Here is a 19979-nt window from a genome sequence, read left to right as displayed (position 1 = left end):
ACGCGCAACCCAGACAGGCTACCTGACGCCGCGGCGGCGATCTGCGCGTTGCGTGACCTCGTGACGCCGTTCTTCACCCGGCGCGGTGACAGCCGACGAGGTGATCGTCGACCATCCCCGCCGACTGCATGAGCGCATACATCGTGGTCGACCCGACGAAGCGGAACCCGCGCCGGCGCAGCTCCTTCGACAGGGCGTCGGATGCCGGAGTTGTCGCGGGCACGTCGGCGAAGGCGACCGGTCGCTGCGCCTCGGGGCGCGCGGGCGGGGCGAACGACCACATCAGAGCGTCGAGCTCACCGGCATCCATCGCGGTCACGAGCTGGGCGTTGCCGATCGTCGCGAGGATCTTCGCGCGGTTGCGGATGATGCCGGCATCCCCCATCAGCCGCTCGATGTCGTCGCCGCCGAACGCCGCGACCGCCTCGGGCTCGAACCCCGCGAACACCTCGCGGAAGCGAGGGCGCTTGCGAAGGATCGTGATCCAGCTGAGGCCTGCCTGGAATCCCTCGAGCGACATCTTCTCGAACAGAGCCCGGTCGCCGTGCAGGGGCCGGCCCCACTCTTCGTCGTGATAGCGGCGGTACTCCGGGTCGTCGCCGACCCATCCGCAGCGCGCGAGGCCGTCGGGTCCGGTGCGGAGGTCAGTCACCTGGTCAGGCTAGCCGCCTGCTCCGACACCGGCCGCTCGGCGACGATCGCCTCGACCGCCTGCGCGAGATCGGGGCACGCGAACTCGAAGCCCGCGTCGGTCAGGCGCTCGGGCGTGACCCACCGGCTCTTCAGGACGAGCTCGGGCTCGGTGCGCAGCGCCCACATGGCAGGCTCGAGCATCCACCGGAACGCCGGAAGGCCGATCGGGGCGCCGACCGCGCGGCGGAGGATGCCCATGAGCGTGCGGTTGTCGGAGGGCCGCGGACTCGCCACGTTGACCGGTCCGGCGATCTCGTCGTGCATGTCGAGGAAGCGAACCGCGCCGACGACGTCATCGAGGTGGATCCAGCTGAACCGCTGCCGGCCACGCGTGCGATGGCGCGGCGCGCGGCCATCGCCGGTCGGGTGGTCGCCGATGCCGCGATAGCGCCGGTGCTGTGGCCACCACCCGTCGTACTGCGGCCCGCCGAGGCCCAGGCGCGCGAGCCGCAGCAGCATGCCGGTCGCCGGGCCGTCACCGAGGACGATCGCCATGCGGAGCGCGACCCGCCGCGTGCCGGGCAGGTCGCCGGCGAAGAGCTCACGCTCCCAGCTGCGCGCGACGTCGACCGAGAAGCCGGTGCCGAGTTCGCCGGGCGTCGCGGCCCCGGTTCGGTCGGTCTGGGGGTGGTCGGACTGCGGGTGGTCGGTCTGGGGGTGGTCGGACTGCGGGTGGTCGGTCGCGTGCCGATAGATCGTGGCGGTCGACGCGTTCATCCAGACGCGCGGCGGGCGGGATGCCGCGGCGATCGCCTCCCGAAGGGCGCGCGTCGTCGCGACGCGCGAACGCAGGATCTCGTCGCGGTTGCGGTCGGTGTAGCGGCAGTTGACCGACTTCCCGGCGAGGTTGATCACGAGGTCTGCGCCGTCGACCAACCGGCCGATCGAAGCGGGGTCGTCCCACGTGGCGTCGGGGATGGGGGCGGCGGGGGTTCTGTGATGGGCTCGCCCGATCGTCCGGACGTCGGCGCCGTCGGCCCGGTACGCCGCGACGAGAGCGCTGCCGACGAATCCCGATGCGCCGGCGATGACGACGCGACGCGGAGTGGTACCTCGAATCGGCTCCATAGCAGCCCTCCTAGCAACCCTCCGGTATTTCTGAACATGTTCAGATTAGCGCGAGGGCGGGGTGCGGTGTTCGGTTCGCAGGAGATTCGGCATCCACGCCGGCGTGATCCCCGGAATCCCGGGGTCGCGAGCCAGCGCCCGCTCAAGAACTCCTGCGAACCGAACACGCGAACCCGGGAACGGCGAAGGGGCCGCGCAATCCGTGAACCCGAATCACGGTGCGCGGCCCCTGAGAAGGCGCCGGCGGCGCCCGCTCGAAGCCGTGAGGCAGGCGCGGCCTCGCGAGGCCTTCACCTGGGTAGTGTCCGGAATCGCCGATTCCGTACACCTGCCGGGGTGATCGTTACCGTTCCGTGATCTTCGGGGGCGCGGTGATCTCGATACACCGCGGCTGCGGCGCGGCACTCGATCAGCGAAGGCGCCGCGGCGCGGCGCGTTACTTCTTCTTGAGGGTCTTCTCCGAGACGGGCGCGTCGCCCGACGCGGCGAGCGCGGCGTAGTACGCACGGGCCTCGTCCTGCCGGGCCTGCTCGGCGCCGGAGGCGATGGGCGCGCGGACGTGCTCGGGCTCGAAGCCGTAGGCATCCACCAGATCCTGCGCGTGCGGACGCAGACGCAGGATGAGCCGGTCGATGTACTTCGAAACGGATGCCGCCCGCTGCGCGGAGAGGCGACCGTTGATGAGGTACCACGCCAGATGCTTCTCGATGAGGTGCATGCCGAACAGGTCGCGCAGCCACGTGAGCACCTGCTTGGTGCCCTCATCGGTGATGCGGTTCACGCCGTCGCTGAAGGCCTCCCACTGCAACAGTTCGCCGTGCGCGCGGGCGGCTTCGATGAGCTCAGCCTGGTTGGCGTTGAAGATCGCCGCAGCCTCCGCCTTCGACGCCTTCGCGGCGGGGCGCAGGCGCCCGGCGATGTCGGCGATCATCTGCTCGACGCGCCCCGCGAGCAGCTCGTGCTGCTGCTCGGCGCGCAGGCCCAGCTCGACCGAGCGAGCGGTGGAGCCGAAGTCGGCGACCGACTGGCCGAACTGCCGCAGCCCCGCCCCGTGGAAGATCTTGCCTGCCGTCTGCTTGGCGGCGAAGGAGGCGAGCTTCGCGGCATCCGCCCCCTTGAACTGCTTGGCGTAGTCGGCGAGCAGTCGCTTGCCGACGAGCTGCAGGAGGATCGTGTTGTCACCCTCGAAGGTGACGTAGACGTCGAGGTCCTGGTGGAGACCGACGAGACGGTTCTCGGCGATGAAGCCCGAGCCGCCGCACGCTTCGCGCGCCTCCTGGATCGTGCTGAGCGAGTTCCAGGTGGAGAGAGGCTTGAGGGCCGCCGCGAGAGTCTCGAGGTCTTCGCGCTCCTCGGGGGTGTCGGTGCGTCCCGAGAAGACGCCGTCGAACTTGCGCAGCAGCTCGTCGTTGGAGAAGAACTGCGCGTAATTCTCGGCCAGGCGCGGCAGGAGGCGCCGCTGGTGCTTGCCGTAGTCGAGGAGGACGACCTCGTCGCTGCCCGAACCGGAGTCGAACTGGCGGCGCTGGTTCGCGTAGGTGATCGCGATGTGGAGGGCGAGCGCGGTGCCGGTGGTCGCGGCACCGTCGAGCGAGACGCGGCCCTGCACGAGCGCGCCGAGCATCGTGAAGAAGCGGCGGCCGGGACTCGGGATGTCGGAGGTGTAGCTGCCGTCGGCGGCGACGTCGCCGTACCGGTTCAGCAGGTTGAAGCGCGGGATGCGCACGTGATCGAAGGCGAGGCGTCCGTTGTCGATGCCGTTGAGGCCGCCCTTGACGCCGTCGTCCTCACTCTGGACGCCGGGGAGCATGTTGCCCTCGTCGTCGCGGATCGGCACGAAGAAGCAGTGCACGCCGTAGTTGACGCCCCCGGTGATGAGCTGCGCGAACACCGTCGCCGCGCGACCGTGGAGCGCCGCGTTGCCGAGGTAGTCCTTCCACGCGCCGCGGAACGGGGTGTTGATGACGAACTCTTCCGTCTCGGGGTCGTACGTCGCGGTGGTGCCGATGGACGCCACGTCGGAGCCGTGGCCGATCTCGGTCATGGCGAAGGCGCCCGGCAGGCGGAGCTCGATGACGTCGCTCAGCCAGGCATCGTGGTGCTTCTCGGTGCCGAGCTGGTAGATGGCGGAGCCGAAGAGGCCCCACTGCACACCCGACTTGATCTGCAGGCTCGGGTCTGCGAGGACGAGCTCCATGAACCCGGCGAGGTTCGCGCCGTTGTTCTCGAGCCCGCCGTACTTCTTCGGGAACGCCCGACGCGACCCGTTGTTGTCGACGAGCAGGCGCAGCTGGCCGAGGACGCGCTCGCGGTGCTCGGCGACGGGCTGGCCGTCGATGCGCCAGAACGCGGGGTCCTTGATCATCTCGCGAGCCTCGCGGCGCGTCTCACCCCAGGTGCCGAGCAGCAGATCGGTGACCGCGGCGACGTCGATCCGGGGCTCGTGCGCCTCGGCGGCGGTGTGCGCCGCGGTGGGCGCGCCTCCCGACGGCGTCCGCTTGCTGGTGGCGGGCTTCTTGGGGTGGATGTTCTGGCGGACGGCGGCGTCGGTCATCGGCGGGCCTCTCTGTGAGTGGGCAGAGGAGATCAGGATCACGGTAGGAGGGCCACAACGCGACCGCAAGACGGTTGCGGGAGTGCGACAAACCGCGGCGGGCGATGATCGCGACGCGTTGTATGACACTCACACCCAGCATGCATGACACTCAGTCTCATCGACAGAGCAACAAGGGTGGATGCCGGCAGCCCCGTGCAGCGCCGGACGATGAGACCGCTCAGTTCGCCGCGACGACCGCGAGCACCGCCTCTCCGTAGGCCTCACGCTTCTTGGCACCGATGCCCGTGACGCCGTCGAGGTCGTCGAGCGTTCGCGGGCGCCGCTCGGCGAGCGCGCGCAGCGTCGCGTCACCGAAGACGATGTACGCGGGGACGCCCTGCTCCTTCGCCGCGCCGACGCGCCACGTACGGAGCGCTTCGAGCAGGTCGCGGTCGCCGTCGGCGACGGTGTCGGATGCCGCGGCCTTGCGCACCCGCGACCCCGAGCCGCCGCCCGATCGCCCGAGCACGTCGCGTCGAAGCGGGACCGCCGCCTCGCCGCGGAGCACTGCCGCGCCCTCGTCGCCGACGGCGAGCACGCCGTATTCGCCCTGGGCGACGATGATGCCGCGCGCGAGCAGCTGACGCACGACGCTCCGCCATTCCTGGTCGCTCAGGTCGGCGCCGAGGCCGTAGGTCGACAGGGTGTCGTGCCCCTGCTGCCGGATGCGCTCGGTCGAGGCGCCTCGCAGGATGTCGATGAGGTGCCCCGCGCCGAACGCCTGGTTGCGCTCGCGCTTCAGGCGGACGACCGTCGACAGGAGCTTCTGGGCGGGAACGAGTCCGTCCCACGTATCGGCGGGTTCGAGGCAGGTGTCGCAGTTGCCGCAGCGGCCGGATGCCTGCCCGAAGTACGCCAGCAGGTTCTGGCGGCGGCATTCGACGGTCTCGCACAGGGCGAGCATCGCGTCGAGGTGCTGCCCGAGGCGCTGCTTGTAGGCGCGCTCCCCCGGCGACTGGTCGATGAGGCGGCGCTGCTGCACGACGTCGCCGAGACCGTACGCCATCCACGCGACCGCGGGCTCACCGTCGCGGCCCGCACGGCCCGTCTCCTGGTAGTACCCCTCGACCGACTTGGGCAGGTCGATGTGCGCGACGAAGCGGACGTCGGGCTTGTCGATGCCCATGCCGAACGCGATCGTCGCGACCATGACGACGCCGTCTTCACGGAGGAACCGGCCCTGGTGGTGTGCGCGGAGTCCGGCATCCAGACCTGCGTGGTACGGCAGCGCGTCGACGCCCTGCGTGCGCAGGAACTCCGCGGTCTGCTCGACCGACTTCCGACTGAGGGCGTAGACGATGCCCGCCGACCCCTCGGGCTGCGAGCGGACGAACTGCAGCAGCTGACGGCGCGGGTCGACTTTCGGCACGATGCGGTACTGGATGTTCGGGCGGTCGAAGCTCGCGACGAAGTGCTGGGCTGCGTCCAGGTGCAGCCGCTCGGTGATCTCGCGGTGCGTCGCGCGGGTCGCGGTGGCGGTGAGCGCCATGCGCGGAACACCCGGGAACCGCTCGCCGAGGTCGCCGAGGGCGAGGTAGTCGGGGCGGAAGTCGTGCCCCCACTGGCTGACGCAATGGGCCTCGTCGATCGCGATGACGCTCAGCGTGCCGCGCTGGAGGAGCGCGGTCGTCGCGGCTCCGCTCAGGCGTTCGGGCGCGACGTAGAGGAGGTCGAGCTCGCCGGCGAGGTAGGCCTGCTCGACGCCCGCGCGCTCGGCGGGGCTCTGCGTGGAGTTGAGGTACGCGGCGCGCACGCCGTTGGCGATGAGGGCGTCGACCTGATCGTGCATGAGCGCGATGAGCGGGCTCACGACGAGACCGGTGCCGGGCCGGACGAGCGCGGGCACCTGGTAGGTGATCGACTTGCCGCCGCCGGTCGGCATGAGGACGACCGCGTCGCCCCCGCCGACGACCTGATCGACGATCGCCGCCTGGTCTCCGCGGAAGTCGTCGTACCCGAAGACCTCTTTCAGCACGGCCCGCGGGTCGGCTCCGGCATGGTCGCGGCGCTCGAGGGTGAGCACGGATGCCGGGACGGCCTGCGCGGCCGACACGGCCTGCGCCGCCGAGGCGTTCGTCGGGCGCGACGGTGTCGGATGCGCGCCCACGGGCCCCGAGTGCACAGAGCGGGCGAGGGCGCCCGCGTACCCGTCGAACTCGGGCGGTGGCGCCTCGCCGTCGTCGGGAGGCACGAGCGCGTCGACATCCCAGGGGACGTCACCGTACGGGTCGTCGTACTCCACGTCTCGCCCGTCTGCTCCGCTCACCACACCAGGCTAACCGGGGCCTCGGACACACGCGTCAGCACCAGCGCTCCGCGAGCCCCTGGATGACCGCGAGGTTCCGGTTGGTCGCGACCCCGAGCAGCTTCGCGGCATTCAGCGGGTCGACCCGGCCGTCCTGGTATCCCGGCAGGAGGAGGGCGTGCACGGCGCGGCCGCGCACCACCATGCGCCCCGCGTCGGTCGTCGTCGCCTCCACCCGGCGCGCGGTGTCGGCATCCAGCTCCTCCTTCATGAGGTAGATGTAGTGGCGCGCGAGCCCGGGGTTCTCGGCGCTCAGCGCGGCGGCGTCCTCGGCCAGCGCCCGGAACTCCGTCGTCGAGAAGACGATCGTCGGCACCTCGAACCCGCGGTCGCGCGCGAAGGCGTCTTCCAGCGTCGTCTCGATGCGGGCCCGCGAGCGCATGCGCGAGTCGAGGCGCACGTTGCTGGTGTTCAGGTGTGTCCGGACGTTCTCGAACCCGGCATCCGTCGCCGCGCGGACGATGTCGCCCTTCGGGAACACGCGCGTCGCGCCGAGGTTGACGGCACGGAGGAAAGCGAGATAGGTCGTCACCGGTGCAGTGTCGCACGAGACGCCGACACCGACCGCGGCTCGTCAGAGACGCAGCACCTCGGTCACCCGCACGATCGCCGCGCCGGCCTCGACCGAGGCGGCGAGGTCGACCTCCGCCCGCACGCGCCAGTCGTGGTCGCCCGCGGGGTCGTCGATCGTCTGCTCGACGCGCCAGAGGCCGGATGCCGCGGCATCCGCCTCATCGATCTCGACGAGCCGCGGCGAGCGCGCCGGCCCACCGGTGAGGATCTCGTCGTGCTCGTCGTAGTAGGCGTCGAGCGCCGCCGGCCAGTCGACGTCCGGGTCGAGGGCGACGAGGGCATCGTCGTCTTGCAGGGCCGCGAGCTGCACGCGGCGGAAGAGCTCGTTGCGCACGAGCACCGTGAACGCGCGCCGGTTCGTCAGGATCGACGGCGGCGCCGGCGGGACGACGGGCGCATCGTCCTCGGGGAGGCGCGCTGCGGCATCCACGAGGGATGACCACTCGTCGACGAGGCTTGAGTCCACCTGGCGCACGAGCTCGCCGAGCCACTCGATGATGTCCATCAGCTCGTCGGTGCGGGCCTCGGCAGGCACCGTCTGTCGGATCGCGCGATACGCGTCGGAGAGGTAGCGGAGCACGAGCCCTTCGCTGCGCTGCAACTGGTAGAAGGAGACGTACTCGGCGAACGACATCGCGCGCTCGAACATGTCGCGGACGACCGACTTCGGGCTCAGCGCGAAGTCGCGCACCCACGGCTGGCTCGACGCGAACACCTCGTACGACTGGTCGAGCAGCTCCGCCAGCGGCTTCGGATAGGTGACCTCCTCGAGCAGCGCCATGCGCTCGTCGTACTCGATGCCGTCGCGCTTCATCGCGGCGACCGCCTCGCCGCGCGCCTTGTACTCCTGCTGGGAGAGGATCGCCCGCGGGTCGTCGAGGGTCGCCTCGATGACGCTGACGACGTCGAGCGCGTAGTGGCCGGTGCCGGTTCCATTGCCGGCGCCGCGGTGTTCATAACTCCGGAAATCCGGCATCGAAACCGGCTCGAGCCCTGTTTCCGCTGCCCCCGGTGCCGAAACTCCGGAGTGATGAACGTCGTCGTCCGGAGAGAGCAGCTCGATCGCCGCGAGCGCGAACGGCGAGAGCGGCTGGTTGAGCGCGAAGTTCGGCTGCAGATCGACGGTCAGCCGAATCCGCGAGGGGTCGCGACGCGCCGCGTCCTCACCCTCGGCGTCGGCGTGTCGCGACCCCTCGCGCACGACCTCGACGATCCCGGCATCGACGAGGGTCCGGAAGATCGCGATCGCCCGGCGCGCGAGTGCGTAGCGCCGCCCGCGGGGCTCGTGGTTGTCGAAGACGAGGGAGCGGACGTTCTCGAAGACGTCGCCGCCGCGACCGATGACGTTGATGAGCATCGCGGCGGTGAGCTGCATCTGCGGCACGAGGGGTTCGGGCGGCGCCGCGATGAGGCGCTCGTACGAGCCCTCGCCCCAGTTCACGACGCCCGTCGGCGCCTTCTTGCGGACGATCTTCTTGCGCTTGGCGGGGTCGTCTCCGGCCTTCGCGAGTGCGACCGCGTTCTCGATCTCCCACTCCGGCGCCATCACGACGACGTTGCCGTACGGGTCGTAGCCCGCCCGCCCCGCGCGCCCGGCGACCTGGTGGAATTCGCGCGCGGAGAGCTGACGCATCTTCGTGCCGTCGTACTTGGAAAGGGCAGTGATGACGACCGTCCGGATCGGCACGTTGATCCCGACGCCGAGCGTGTCGGTGCCGCAGATGACGCGGAGGAGCCCGCGCTGCGCGAGCGTCTCGACGAGGCGCCGGTACCGCGGCAGCATGCCCGCGTGGTGGACGCCGATCCCCGACCGGACGAGGCGCGAGAGCGTCTGCCCGAACCCGGTCGTGAAGCGGAACCCGCCGATCGCCTCCGCGATCTCGTCGCGCTGCGCGCGGGTCGTGAGATTCATGGATGCCAGGGCCTGCGCCCGCTCGAGCGCCGCCGCCTGCGAGAAGTGGACGATGTAGACCGGCACCTCGCGCTCGTCGACGAGCATCGTGAGCACCTCGTGCACGGGGCGGCGCTCGTAGGAGAAGTGGAGCGGCACGGGGCGCTCGACGCCGGTGATCAGGGCGACGGATCGACCGGTGCGCTGCTCGAGGTCTTCCGCGATCGCGGTGACGTCGCCGAGCGTCGCCGACATGAGCAGGAACTGCGCCCGCGGCAGGAGCAGCAACGGAACCTGCCAGGCCCAGCCCCGCTCGGGGTCGCCGTAGTAGTGGAACTCGTCCATGACGACCTGGTCCACCGCGGCATCCGCCCCCTGCCGCAGCGCGATGTTGGCGAGAATCTCCGCCGTGCAGCACACGATCGGCGCATCGGGGTTCACCGACGAGTCGCCCGTGACCATGCCGACGTTCTCGGCCCCGAAGATCTCGACGAGAGCGAAGAACTTCTCGCTGACGAGTGCCTTGATCGGCGCCGTGTAGTACGAGCGCCCGCCGCGGGAGAGGCACGCCGCGTGGGCGGCGATCGCGACGAGGGACTTGCCGGTGCCGGTCGGTGTCGAGAGGATGACGTGCGCGCCGGAGACGAGCTCCATGACGGCTTCGTCCTGCGCGGGGTAGAGGGTGAGGCCCCGTCCGTCGGCCCACGTGACGAATCCGTCGTATGCGGCATCCGCCGTCGCGCCGGGCGGCACGAGCTCGAGAAGTCGGGTCGCGTCGCTCACCCCTCGAGTCTGCCGCACGTGAGGGCGAGGGCATCTCGGCGCGCTCGCGTGGCTCGCGAGTCACCGGCGCTTTTGCGAATCACCGCTCGATTCGCGTGCATCCAGCGGTGATTCGCGAATCGCGCGGTGACTCGCGACCAGAGACGGCGGGGCGGGTCAGGGCCGCGCGAGCTTCGCCGTGACCACGCGCGCGGCGGCCTCGTCGACGCGCGCCGCGAAGGCGGGGTCGTTCTGCGCCTTGGCGAGCACGGCGTCGTACATCGCGGCGTACACGGTCGGGTCGGCCGAGACCAGCACCAGGTCGACCCCCGCCGTGACGGCGAGCACGGCCCGATCTCCGGGCGCCCACGCCTGAGCGGCGGCCGCCGCCGAGAGGTCGTCGCTCATGATCACCCCGTCGAAGCCCACGTCCGATCGGACGAGCGAGACCACCCGCGGCGAGAACACGGCCGGCGCGGAGGCATCGATGTTGTCGTAGATCGCCGTCGACACCATGACCGCCGACGCCCCTGCCGCGGTCAGTGGACGGTAGACGCCGACGTCGGGTCCGTCGGCGGCGACCGTCGCGTCGTGCACGTTCGCCGTCGTGTCGGTGTTCGCCGTGACGTGTCCGAGCCCCGGGAAGTGCTTGAACACGGGCAGGATGCCGGAGGCCCGCATGCCGGCAGCGAACGCCCCGGCCCCTGCCTCGACGGTCGGCGCGTCGTAGCCGTACTGGCGCCCGAGCGCGCCGATCGGCGGGTTGGAGAAGCGGGCGTCGTGGCTCGTGACGATATCGGCGACCGGCGCGAGGTTCATGTCGACGCCGGCTGCGGCGAGCTCCGCACCCCACTGCGTCGCCTGCGCCTGCAGCTGGTCGGCGGGGAGGTCCGCCTGCCGGATCGCGTACGGCATGTCACTGAATCCCGGACCGCGGAGGACTTGGACCTCGCCGCCCTCCTGGTCGGTCGCAACCCACAGCCGCACCCCTCCGGTCGGGCCCGATCCGTCGGGAGCGTTACCCCGAGCGGTGGATGCCGGAGCGAGCGCGGTGAACTGCCCGACGAGCGCGGCGACGGCATCCGCGCCCGCCGTGGTCCGTCCGTGCAGGAAGATGCTCCCCGCATGGCGGTCGGTGATCGCGGTGATCGTCGCGGGTGAGGCCGACTGCACGTCGGTGCCGACCATGAAGAGTTGGCCGACTTTCTGCTCGAGGCTGAGCGCCGCGGTGGGGTCGACGTCCGCGATGGGCGAAGGCGTCGGAGCGGGGGCGACGCTCGAACGGCTGGGCTCGGCGGTCGGAGACGGCGCGACCGACGGGACGCACCCCGCCACGACCGTGACGAGCGCAAGGACGGTCACGGCAACCAGTCCACGGAGCGGGCCCATACCGTTCATCCTCGTGCGTCGGTCCGGTCGGGGAAAGACCTCCTCCTCACCGCCGAGCTGACACCTTCGGAACGTGACGCTCCGCCGGTCGGGTCAATGGCCGACGACTCCCTGCAGATCCTGCACGACCGGTCCCGCGCTACCCGAACGAGGGGCGGATCGTCTCCGCCATCGTGTCGATATTCGCCGGCGTCACCTTCCACCGGCGCGCGTCCTTGTCCTCGAACGTCACCTCGTACGCACCCTTGTCCCGATCGAACTGCACCAGAATCGAACGCGGCAACTCCTCGCCCGGACCATACTTCTCCGCAAGATACGCCTCCACAGCCGGCAGAACCGCCGATACCCGGGATGCCACGGCCGACGTCTCTCCGCCGGGAGAGTAAGAGTAGCCATGCGTGCTGTAGAACCCGGCGTCGCCGAAATCCAGGACCATCGCGAACGACTGCCAATCGTCCGCGGCGCCGTCCATGTTCTCGATCAAGGCACGGATCACGTCGACGATGGCATCACTCATCAGTCCCCCGTCGCACGAGCCGCTTCAGTGCTCGATCAGACCCTGCAGATCGACCGCAACCTGGATCGACGCGATCGTATCCCGCTTGTGGAGATTCTCCACCTTCTCCGCACCACCCAGCGACAGAAGGGGAACGTAGACGAACGACTCGTCGAATGCGAGCGGGCCGTGCGCCTCCACCGCCTTCGGGAACATGTCCCACTTGAATGCGTCAGATAGCCGCTCGACGCCGTCCAGCCGAATCAGTGTGAAGAAGGACCGCATCGACCCCAACCCACGCGCGGAGCCGTAACGATAGAAGATGCCGACAACACCATTCAGGCTCGGTTCCCAGCAGATCAGATCGCCCAACCCGGTCGTCATGATCGGGATCGAAACCCCATCACCCTGCGTCTTCCCGATGCAATCACCGACCTCGGCCTCGTACAGCTTCGGGTCGATGATTCGGAGAAACCCCTCCGCGAACGTCCCGTAGCCGTAGGTCTCCCACACCTCCACCAGCTCCGCCGGCACACGCCCCCGATACTCTTCGATGATCTCCGCCGGCACCGGCGCATGCGGAACAAAGTCCAGAATCTCCACCATAACCCTCAACCTACCGGAAGGCGACGTTGAGGTAGACCTTACTAAAGTCTGCGCCCGGGTTCGCGTTGATGAAGTCGATCACGGCGCGGTCGATATCCCCTACTCGCGATCGCCACTGAGACCCGAGCGAGGAGTTGATGCGTGTGTCACCCACCCCAGAGATGTCGGTTTGGTTACCGCCCGCGATACCGTCCAGTCGATGAGTGGCAGCCTGCGACTGCAGCCAAGTGCGGGCGGCTTGCCTGGCGTCAGAAGCGGACATGCCTCCCTCACGAAGCTCGGCGTACTTGTTGTCGAGCGCGATGTCACGCTGGACCGCCTGCTCACGCAGGGAGCCCGCCGTTCGACCATGTTCGAGGAACTCGATGCGGTTCTTCAACCACTCCGAAACGGGCGTGTTCTGCAGCGTGTCCATCTGCTCGTCATACTGCCGCTTGTATTCGTCAGAGTTGTGCTTCGGGTTCCGTTTGAACTGCTTGAGGTTGACGTCGACCGAGGGATCGTACTGATCGCGATCCCTCACCCGGCGGATGACGGTGTCGAAGTGTCCGTCGAGATTGTCGGCGAGCCGCGGGAGCTTGTCTTTCGCATGGATGCCGGCCTTCAATGCGGCCTCGCGGAGCTCCCTGATAATCGGCTTGAGCGCGCTCATCCGTCACCCCCGAAATCGAGCGCGGAGAACTCGGTGAAGAACGTCGAGGTCACCGTCTGAATGTCCGCACCGTGCAGCTTCATCTTCGAGCGGGCGTCTTCGAGCGCCTGGAGATCGGCGTAGAACTCGTCGGAGTCGCCGACGTTCGCCTCCACCAGCGGCGCATCGAGGATGGCGTCGACGATCGCGGGCAGTCGCTCCGCAAGCGGTTCGATCGCCAGTGGCGCGACCTGCCCGATGAGCTGCTCGACGACGATGTCGACCGCCGCATTGAGCAGCTTCTTCTTGATCAGGAGCATCGGGCCCGCCCCCAGCGCGGTGACGGGGTTCGTGAGCATCGCCACGAGCGTCACGAGCGTCGAGGTGACGTCGACGATGACCTTCACCTTGAGCGCCGTGATGGCTTCGGCCGCGACATCCATCGCGCCCGCGGCCGGGGGCATGAGGTCGACGAGCTGCTGCAGGTTCTGCGACCGGTTCGCGTTCCACGCGCCGAGCGTGGCCGGGCCGGCCTGCCCGCGCATGGCCGCGGCGACATCACCGTTCATCTGTCGGTCGATCGCCTGGATCACATCTCCGAGGTCCGACCCCAGGTTCCGCACCAGCGTGGCGCCCTTGCGGACCTCATCCTCGTCCACGTCGGGCCATTCGAAACCGAGCTTCTCCATCACCCAGACGAGTTCGTTGGGGAGCATCATGCCCATGCGCCTACCTCCTCCCGCACGAGCCTAAGTGCCGCGACGACGATCCGTCGAGGCTTGCGCACCGCCTCGCCGCCGCGATCAGCAGCATCGCGCGCCGGGGTTGCGGTCCTGATCGTCCATGCGGTCACGCCAGAACTGGCGCTCCGAGACCGGGGTCTCCCCGGGATGGTGCCGCCGCTGATGGGCGACGTACGTCGCGTACGCGGTGTCGCCCATCAGCGACGTCATGTACCAGTGGATGCCGCGCACCGCCCTCCCACCGGCGCGCCACACCTGCGCGAGCGCGGTGGCCGCGGCATCCCTCAACGTCATCTCCGTCATATCGCACTCACTGTCTGCGACGCGTCCTCATCAATGCCCGCGGCGGGCGGTGGCCGCCCGCTCCTCGGCGAGGATCGGCTCCCATTCCTTCTCGAGCTCGCGTTCGTCCTTCGTCGCGATGAACCCCGCGGGGGCGTAGCGGCGCGAGGCGACGGCCGGGTCTTCGGTGTTCTCACCGCCGCCGTGACGGATCGCCTGCACCGTCACGACGATCGCGACGAGGATCACGACGATCGCGAGGGTCACGAAGATGATCGACAGGGTGCCCTGCACCGCCGTATTGCGGATGACCGCGTCGACGACTTCCGGTGTGCCGAGGCTGCCGTCGCCGGCCGCCTTCGCGGCGCGGTACTTGGCGTTGTTGGCCCAGTATCCGATCTGCGGCACGGGCGAGAAGATCTTGTACATGGATGCCGTGATCGTCACGACGGCCGTGAACACCATCGGCAGCGCGATGATCCAGAGCCACTTCACGTACTTCGGGCCGCGCTTGGCGACGATCGCCATGACGACCGACAGGGCGATCGCGGCGAGCAGCTGATTCGCGATGCCGAACAGCGGGAAGAACGTGTTGATGCCGCCGAGCGGATCGGTGACGCCGAGGATCAGGATGTAGCCCCAGCCCGCGACCATGATGGCTGTGCAGATCCAGACACCGGGACGCCACGAGACGTCGCGGAACTTGGGGATCCAGGCGCCGATCGAGTCCTGCAGCATGAAGCGGGCGACGCGGGTTCCGGCATCCACCGCCGTGAGGATGAACAGGGCCTCGAACATGATCGCGAAGTGGTACCAGAACGCCATGAGCGCCTGGCCGCCGAGCGCCTGCTGCATGATGTGCGCGAGACCGAGGGCGAGCGTCGGAGCGCCGCCGGTACGCGAGACGATCGATTCCTCGCCGACCGCCTCGGCCGTGCTCGTCAGCATCTCCGGGGTCAGGTGGACACCCGTGAGGCCGAGAGAGTTGACGAAGGCCACGGCTCCTTCGACGGTGCCGCCCGTGAGTGCCGCGGGAGAGTTCATCGCGAAGTAGATGCCCTGGTCGATCGACAGGGCCGCGACGAGCGCCATGATCGCGACGAACGACTCCATGAGCATGCCGCCGTAGCCGATGAAGCGGGTCTGCTTCTCCTTCTCGACGAGCTTCGGGGTCGTCCCCGAGGAGATCAGCGCGTGGAACCCGGACAGGGCGCCGCAGGCGATCGTCACGAACAGGAACGGGAAGAGGGGCCCTGCGAACACCGGCCCGAGGCCCGTCTCGCCGAACACGGTCACCGCCGGCACCGTGATCTCGGGGCGCACCACGACGATCGCGAGGGCGAGCATGACGATGACGCCGATCTTCATGAAGGTCGACAGGTAGTCGCGCGGGGCGAGCAGCAGCCAGACCGGCAGGATCGCGGCGATAAACCCGTAGATGATGATGCCCCACGCGATCGTCGTCTTGTCGAGGTGGAAGAGCGCGTAGCCCCATTCGGTCGAGGCGACCCAGCCGCCGCCGATGATCGCCGCCATGAGCAGCACGAACCCGATGATCGACACCTCGGTCACCTTGCCGGGGCGCAGGTACCGGAGGTACACGCCCATGAACAGGGCGATGGGGATCGTCATCGAGACGGAGAACACGCCCCACGGGCTCTCGCCGAGGGCGTTGACGACGACGAGCGCGAGGATCGCGACGATGATCAGCATGATCAGCAGCGAGGCGATGATCGCCGCCGTGCCGCCGATCTTGCCGAGCTCCTGGCGGGCCATCTGCCCGATCGTGCGGCCACCGCGGCGCATCGAGAAGAAGAGGACCGTGTAGTCCTGCACCGCGCCGGCGAGGACGACGCCGACGATGATCCAGATGGTGCCGGGGAGATAGCCCATCTGCGCCGCCAGGACCGGACCGACGAGCGGACCGGCGCCGGCGATCGCGGCGAAGTGGTGGCCGTAGAGCACGCGGCGGTCGGTCGGCACGTAGTCCTTGCCGTCGGAGCGGACCTCAGCGGGGGTCGCCCGGCGGTCGTCGGGCCGGGTGATGTAGCGCTCGATGACCTTCGAGTAGAAGCGGTACCCGATCAGATAGGTGCAGACGGCGGCGAACACGAACCAGATCGCGTTCACCGTCTCGCCGCGGACGATCGCGAGCATCGTCCAGGCGACGCCGCCGAGCAGCGCGATCGCCACCCAGAGGACGATTCTCGGCCACGTCCAGCGGCTCTCCTCGGCCTCCTGCTCGGGGGTGAGGGAGGTCGGCGGAAGACTCGGATCGGGGACGATCTCGGGGTCGTCGTAGTCGGAGGCGGAGCGGGGCCGGGACGGCGATGTCGACATGGGGGGTCTCCTCACGGGCGCGTCGTTGCGACGCGTACACCGTAGCAAGCGTGCGCAGGCCGCGCGATGCGGCGACCGCACCGCTGGCGGAACACCGGGGCACCCGCCTACGTTGGAACCCGTACCGCTCGCCCCCGATGTATTCGCCCGACGCAGAGGAGCCGTCATGACCGATTCACCCCCCGTCATCCGCAACGACGAGGCCGGCCAGTACCAGCTCGTCCTCGACGACGGAATGGTCGCCGGGTTCACGGAGTTCGTCCACGACGGCCCGGGCCGCCTCATCTTTCCGCACACCGAGATCGACCCCGCCTTCGGGGGGCGCGGTTACGGGACGGCCCTCGTGTCGGCGGCGATGGCCGACGTCGCGGCGCGTGGCGAAACCGTCATCCCCGTGTGCCCGTTCGTCGTGAAGTACCTCAAGGAGCACGAGGTGCCCGGGCTGAAGATCGAGTGGAAGGACCGCTACGTCACCATCGCCGACGAGGCATCCACTGCGGGGAAGAACACCGCGGAGAAGAACCCCTCCGACGAGGGCGTCGGCAGCTGAACGCATGACCCGCCTGGATGCCGGTCCCGAGCTCACCGAGGCGCCGCCGCTGTGCGACGGACCCCGCGCGCTCCTCCTCGAGTCGCGCGAGGTGCCGCTCGGCGGCGTCCGGGCGATGGAGGCGCATCGGAGCCTCCGGGCGATGGAGGTGCATCGGAGCCTCCGGGCGATGGAGGTGCATCGGAGCCTCCCGCAGCGGGAGCTTCCGATGGTCGGCGCCTGGTGCTTCCTCGACCGGTTCGGGCCGCAGGAGGTGCGCATGCGCGTCGAACCGCACCCGCACATCGGCCTGCAGACCGTGACCTGGCCGCTCGTCGGTGAGGTGCGCCACCGCGACACCCTCGGCAGTGACGTCGTCGTGCGGCGCGGCGTGCTCAACCTCATGACGAGCGGCGCGGGCATCGCGCACTCGGAATACTCGGTCGGCGAGGGGCCCGTCCCGCTCGACATGCTGCAGCTCTGGGTCGCGTTGCCCGAGTCGCGACGACACGGACCGCAGGCCTTCGAGCGTCACGAAGACCTGCCCGTGATCGACCTCGACGACGGCGCGACGGCGACCGTCGTCGTCGGCTCGTTCGCGGGCACCGCCTCGCCCGCGACGATGTACACGCCGATCGCGGGCGTCGAGCTGCACCTTCCCGCCGGGGCGGCCGTCACGCTCCCGCTGGTCCCGGAATGGGAGTACGCGCTCGTCGGCGTCTCGGGAGAGCCGGTCGTGGATGCCGGTGAGGAAGGCGCCGCCGGGATCGCGTTGCCCGACCAGGGGCTGCTGTACCTCGGCATCCATCGCGACGGCATCGCGGTGCGCGCCGAGCGCGACACGACCCTGTTCCTGCTCGGCGGCGAGCCGTTCGAGGCGGACATCGTCATGTGGTGGAACTTCGTCGGTCGCCGCCACGAGGAGATCGTCGAGGCGCGGGATGCCTGGGAGTCGGGCTCCGACCGATACGGGCACGTCGTCGGGCACGGCGACGAGCGGATTCCCGCGCCGCCCCTACCCGGTGTGCGGCTGACCGAGCGGCGCCGGCGGGTCTGAAGGTCGGTCCGTTGCGGCGTTTCGACGCGCAGCGCTCGCTCAACGACCGGGGCGTGTCGCCGGCTCCCCTCGGCGCGCGCTCAGAGACCGGGCTGTGAGTCGAGCGCGACGTCGTCGAGGGTGAGGGCGTCGACGGGGTCGAGGGCCGCACGCGCACGACGACGGGCGTCGGACGCGGCCGCCGTGTAGACGGCGCTGTTCTCGGGGTCGGCGGCGGCGAGCGCGGCCAGACACTTCTGCAGCCGCAGCTGCACCTCGACGATGCCCGAGCCGTCGCGCGCGATCGGTCGGAAGGCGTCGGTGACGAGATCTCGCAGTTCGGGCGCCCGCACGTGGACGTGCGGAAAGTCGACCTCTCCCGACGGCTCCGTCGTCGCGGTGAGCGTGAAGACGCGTTGCAGGGCGGCGATCACATCGATCGCCGTTCCCGGGTCGTTCGTGGCGGGCGACAGCGCGCGACTGGCGATCTCGCTGAGGGCGATGACGCCGAGCCGGGGGTCCTGGTCGAAGTCGCGGTGATGCTCGATCAGGAAGGCGCGGCGCACGACGTCTCCGAGGGAGCCCGCGTCGCGGGCATCCGTCGTCTCTTCAGCGGGAACGACGTGGGCGAGCGGATGGAGCGCGTCGGCCACCGAGCCCGGCATGGCGGCGACGTAGACCTCGGCGCCCGCGCGCTGAGCGGCCCGATCGATCGCCGCAAGATCGATGTGGGCGATGTAGCCCGTCTCGTCGGCCCACACCGTCTCCGCGTCGCGCGGCGCCTCGCGGTAGGGACGCGCTCCCAGGGTGGGCGCGGCGGCGAAGGCCGAGATCGTCTCGGACGCGGCATCCTCCACCCGATCGATGACGTCCGTCATCCGGCCGAACCCGGCGAGGTGCCCGATCCACCGCAGGAGCGTCACGACGATGATCGCGACGACGATGAGCGTTCCGAAGAAGAGGATCGTGCGGCCCTCCTCGCCGTAGTACCCCGTCGAGAGGGCGATGATCCCGACCAGCGCGAACACGAAGGCGCCGAGGAACGTCGCGAGCGCGTTCTGCGATGTCGGATCGGCGATGAGGAGGCGAGTCGCGCGCGGGGTCGCCGACGTCGCGGCGGACGAGTAGGCCGTGACCATCGCCGTCACCGAAAAGGTCGTCGCCGTGAGCATCGCCGTAGCGATGATCTGGAGGATCGAGCCGACCGAGTCCTGCCCGAGATCGATCGCGAGATCGAACGGCACGAGCTGGCCGACGACGCCCGCCACCAGCGCGAACACCACCGCCGCGAGGGCGAACACGGCGGCGCGCACCCACACCTGCCGGGAGAAGCGCACGAGAGCCGACAGGAGCGCTCCGCGGGCGGGGTTCGACATCCGTCCACGATAGCTCGGAGCCGCGCCCCGCCTGCATACGCACGGCCCGTGCGCCCGGCTCGTGTCGCTGCGCGGACGGTACGCTGGAATCGTGGCCCGCACCCCGATCCTCTCGACGCGCGTGCTGCTCGTATGCGCCGCGATCGGCGTCGCGACCGGCATCGTCGGCGGTGTCGCCGGAGTGCTCACACCGGTCGTCCTCGCGGGCGCACCGTTCCTGTACGGCCTCGTGCTGGGGGCACACGTGCTGCCCGGGATCATCGCGCAGGAGGTGCTGCGCCTCCCCTTCGTGGCGCTTCTCGCGCACGTCATGGCCGCCCTGGTCTCAAGCGCCTTCAATCCGGCCTGGGCGGGGCGATTCCTCGGGACCGCCCTGCTGTTCGGCGCGATCCAGGAGGGCGTCGCGGCCCTGACCCGCTACCGCGCGTGGGGAGCCTGGCGCTTCTTCGTGTCGGCCGTCATCATCGGCGCGATCGTCGCGGTCGTCGTCTACGCGGTCGTCGATCTCGGCACGCTGCCGATCTGGGCGCAGGTGGCCTATCTCGCTCTCTCGGTGCTCGGCCCCGTCGTCTGGACGGCGGTCGGACTCGGCATCGGCACGTCGCTCCGGCGCGCGGGCGTCGCCAGCCGCAGCGTGCGCCGCTGAGCCCGGCCGCGCCGGCT

General features: G+C 69.7%; 17 protein-coding genes. 3 read left to right on the top strand and 14 right to left on the bottom strand.

From position 1 onward, the window contains the following. Positions 1-73: 73 nt before the first annotated feature. From ACRVYW_RS08765 to ACRVYW_RS08705, 13 genes are all read right to left on the bottom strand, one after another. Positions 74-652, bottom strand: coding sequence for a DNA-3-methyladenine glycosylase I (locus ACRVYW_RS08765; protein WP_431803706.1), 579 nt, complete (start codon positions 650-652; stop codon positions 74-76). After that, positions 649-1761: an epimerase gene (locus ACRVYW_RS08760; protein WP_431803704.1), complete on the bottom strand. Its 1113-nt coding sequence runs from the start codon at positions 1759-1761 to the stop codon at positions 649-651. Before ACRVYW_RS08760 ends, ACRVYW_RS08765 begins: the two co-directional genes overlap by 4 nt. Before the next feature lie 436 nt (positions 1762-2197). Further along, on the bottom strand, positions 2198-4315 hold the full coding sequence (locus ACRVYW_RS08755; protein WP_431803702.1) for an acyl-CoA dehydrogenase: 2118 nt from the start codon (positions 4313-4315) through the stop codon (positions 2198-2200). A gap of 220 nt (positions 4316-4535) precedes the next feature. Further along, on the bottom strand, positions 4536-6623 hold the full coding sequence (gene recQ / locus ACRVYW_RS08750; protein ID WP_431803700.1) for a DNA helicase RecQ: 2088 nt from the start codon (positions 6621-6623) through the stop codon (positions 4536-4538). A 34-nt stretch (positions 6624-6657) separates the two neighbouring features. Then, a complete protein-coding gene (locus ACRVYW_RS08745; RefSeq protein WP_431803698.1) occupies positions 6658-7194 on the bottom strand; it encodes a DUF1697 domain-containing protein in 537 nt (178 codons plus the stop codon). A 42-nt stretch (positions 7195-7236) separates the two neighbouring features. After that, positions 7237-9909 (bottom strand): DEAD/DEAH box helicase, encoded by a 2673-nt coding sequence (locus ACRVYW_RS08740; protein WP_431803696.1) that lies wholly within the window; start codon positions 9907-9909, stop codon positions 7237-7239. Between the two features lie 156 nt (positions 9910-10065). Beyond that, on the bottom strand, positions 10066-11277 hold the full coding sequence (locus tag ACRVYW_RS08735; RefSeq protein WP_431803694.1) for a glycoside hydrolase family 3 N-terminal domain-containing protein: 1212 nt from the start codon (positions 11275-11277) through the stop codon (positions 10066-10068). 139 nt (positions 11278-11416) lie between these two features. Further along, positions 11417-11794, bottom strand: a complete 378-nt coding sequence (locus ACRVYW_RS08730) for a hypothetical protein (RefSeq protein WP_431803692.1) — start codon at positions 11792-11794, stop codon at positions 11417-11419. Positions 11795-11818: 24 nt separating this feature from the next. After that, positions 11819-12379, bottom strand: coding sequence for a T6SS immunity protein Tdi1 domain-containing protein (locus ACRVYW_RS08725; RefSeq protein WP_431803690.1), 561 nt, complete (start codon positions 12377-12379; stop codon positions 11819-11821). A gap of 10 nt (positions 12380-12389) precedes the next feature. Next, positions 12390-13031: a polymorphic toxin type 15 domain-containing protein gene (locus ACRVYW_RS08720; RefSeq protein WP_431803688.1), complete on the bottom strand. Its 642-nt coding sequence runs from the start codon at positions 13029-13031 to the stop codon at positions 12390-12392. Further along, positions 13028-13729 (bottom strand): hypothetical protein, encoded by a 702-nt coding sequence (locus ACRVYW_RS08715; protein ID WP_431803686.1) that lies wholly within the window; start codon positions 13727-13729, stop codon positions 13028-13030. Before ACRVYW_RS08715 ends, ACRVYW_RS08720 begins: the two co-directional genes overlap by 4 nt. A gap of 84 nt (positions 13730-13813) precedes the next feature. Next, the gene (locus tag ACRVYW_RS08710; protein WP_431803684.1) at positions 13814-14056 is read right to left on the bottom strand and encodes a YbdD/YjiX family protein; all 243 of its coding nucleotides are present in this window, start codon (positions 14054-14056) and stop codon (positions 13814-13816) included. Positions 14057-14086: 30 nt separating this feature from the next. Continuing rightward, entirely contained in the window at positions 14087-16375 is a 2289-nt protein-coding gene (locus tag ACRVYW_RS08705; RefSeq protein WP_431803682.1) for a carbon starvation CstA family protein, read from the bottom strand. Positions 16376-16541: 166 nt separating this feature from the next. On the opposite strand from ACRVYW_RS08705, the gene ACRVYW_RS08700 reads away from it, so the two are divergent. Both ACRVYW_RS08700 and ACRVYW_RS08695 read left to right on the top strand, forming a co-directional pair. Further along, on the top strand, positions 16542-16925 hold the full coding sequence (locus ACRVYW_RS08700) for a GNAT family N-acetyltransferase (protein ID WP_431803680.1): 384 nt from the start codon (positions 16542-16544) through the stop codon (positions 16923-16925). A 4-nt stretch (positions 16926-16929) separates the two neighbouring features. Beyond that, positions 16930-17961, top strand: coding sequence for a pirin family protein (locus ACRVYW_RS08695; protein ID WP_431803678.1), 1032 nt, complete (start codon positions 16930-16932; stop codon positions 17959-17961). A gap of 80 nt (positions 17962-18041) precedes the next feature. Here the strand turns inward: ACRVYW_RS08695 and ACRVYW_RS08690 are convergent, their stop codons facing one another. Then, the gene (locus tag ACRVYW_RS08690) at positions 18042-19316 is read right to left on the bottom strand and encodes a DUF2254 domain-containing protein (RefSeq protein ID WP_431803676.1); all 1275 of its coding nucleotides are present in this window, start codon (positions 19314-19316) and stop codon (positions 18042-18044) included. Positions 19317-19407: 91 nt separating this feature from the next. Between ACRVYW_RS08690 and ACRVYW_RS08685 the strand changes: the two genes are divergently transcribed. Further along, a complete protein-coding gene (locus ACRVYW_RS08685; RefSeq protein ID WP_431803674.1) occupies positions 19408-19962 on the top strand; it encodes an ECF transporter S component in 555 nt (184 codons plus the stop codon). Positions 19963-19979 lie beyond the last annotated feature (17 nt).

It is taken from the genome of Microbacterium sp. bgisy203 (genome assembly GCF_965345155.1).
Taxonomy (GTDB): Bacteria; Actinomycetota; Actinomycetes; order Actinomycetales; family Microbacteriaceae; genus Microbacterium.
The sequence above is the reverse complement of the archived record's forward strand: the minus strand, read 5'-3'. Positions and strand labels throughout refer to the sequence as shown.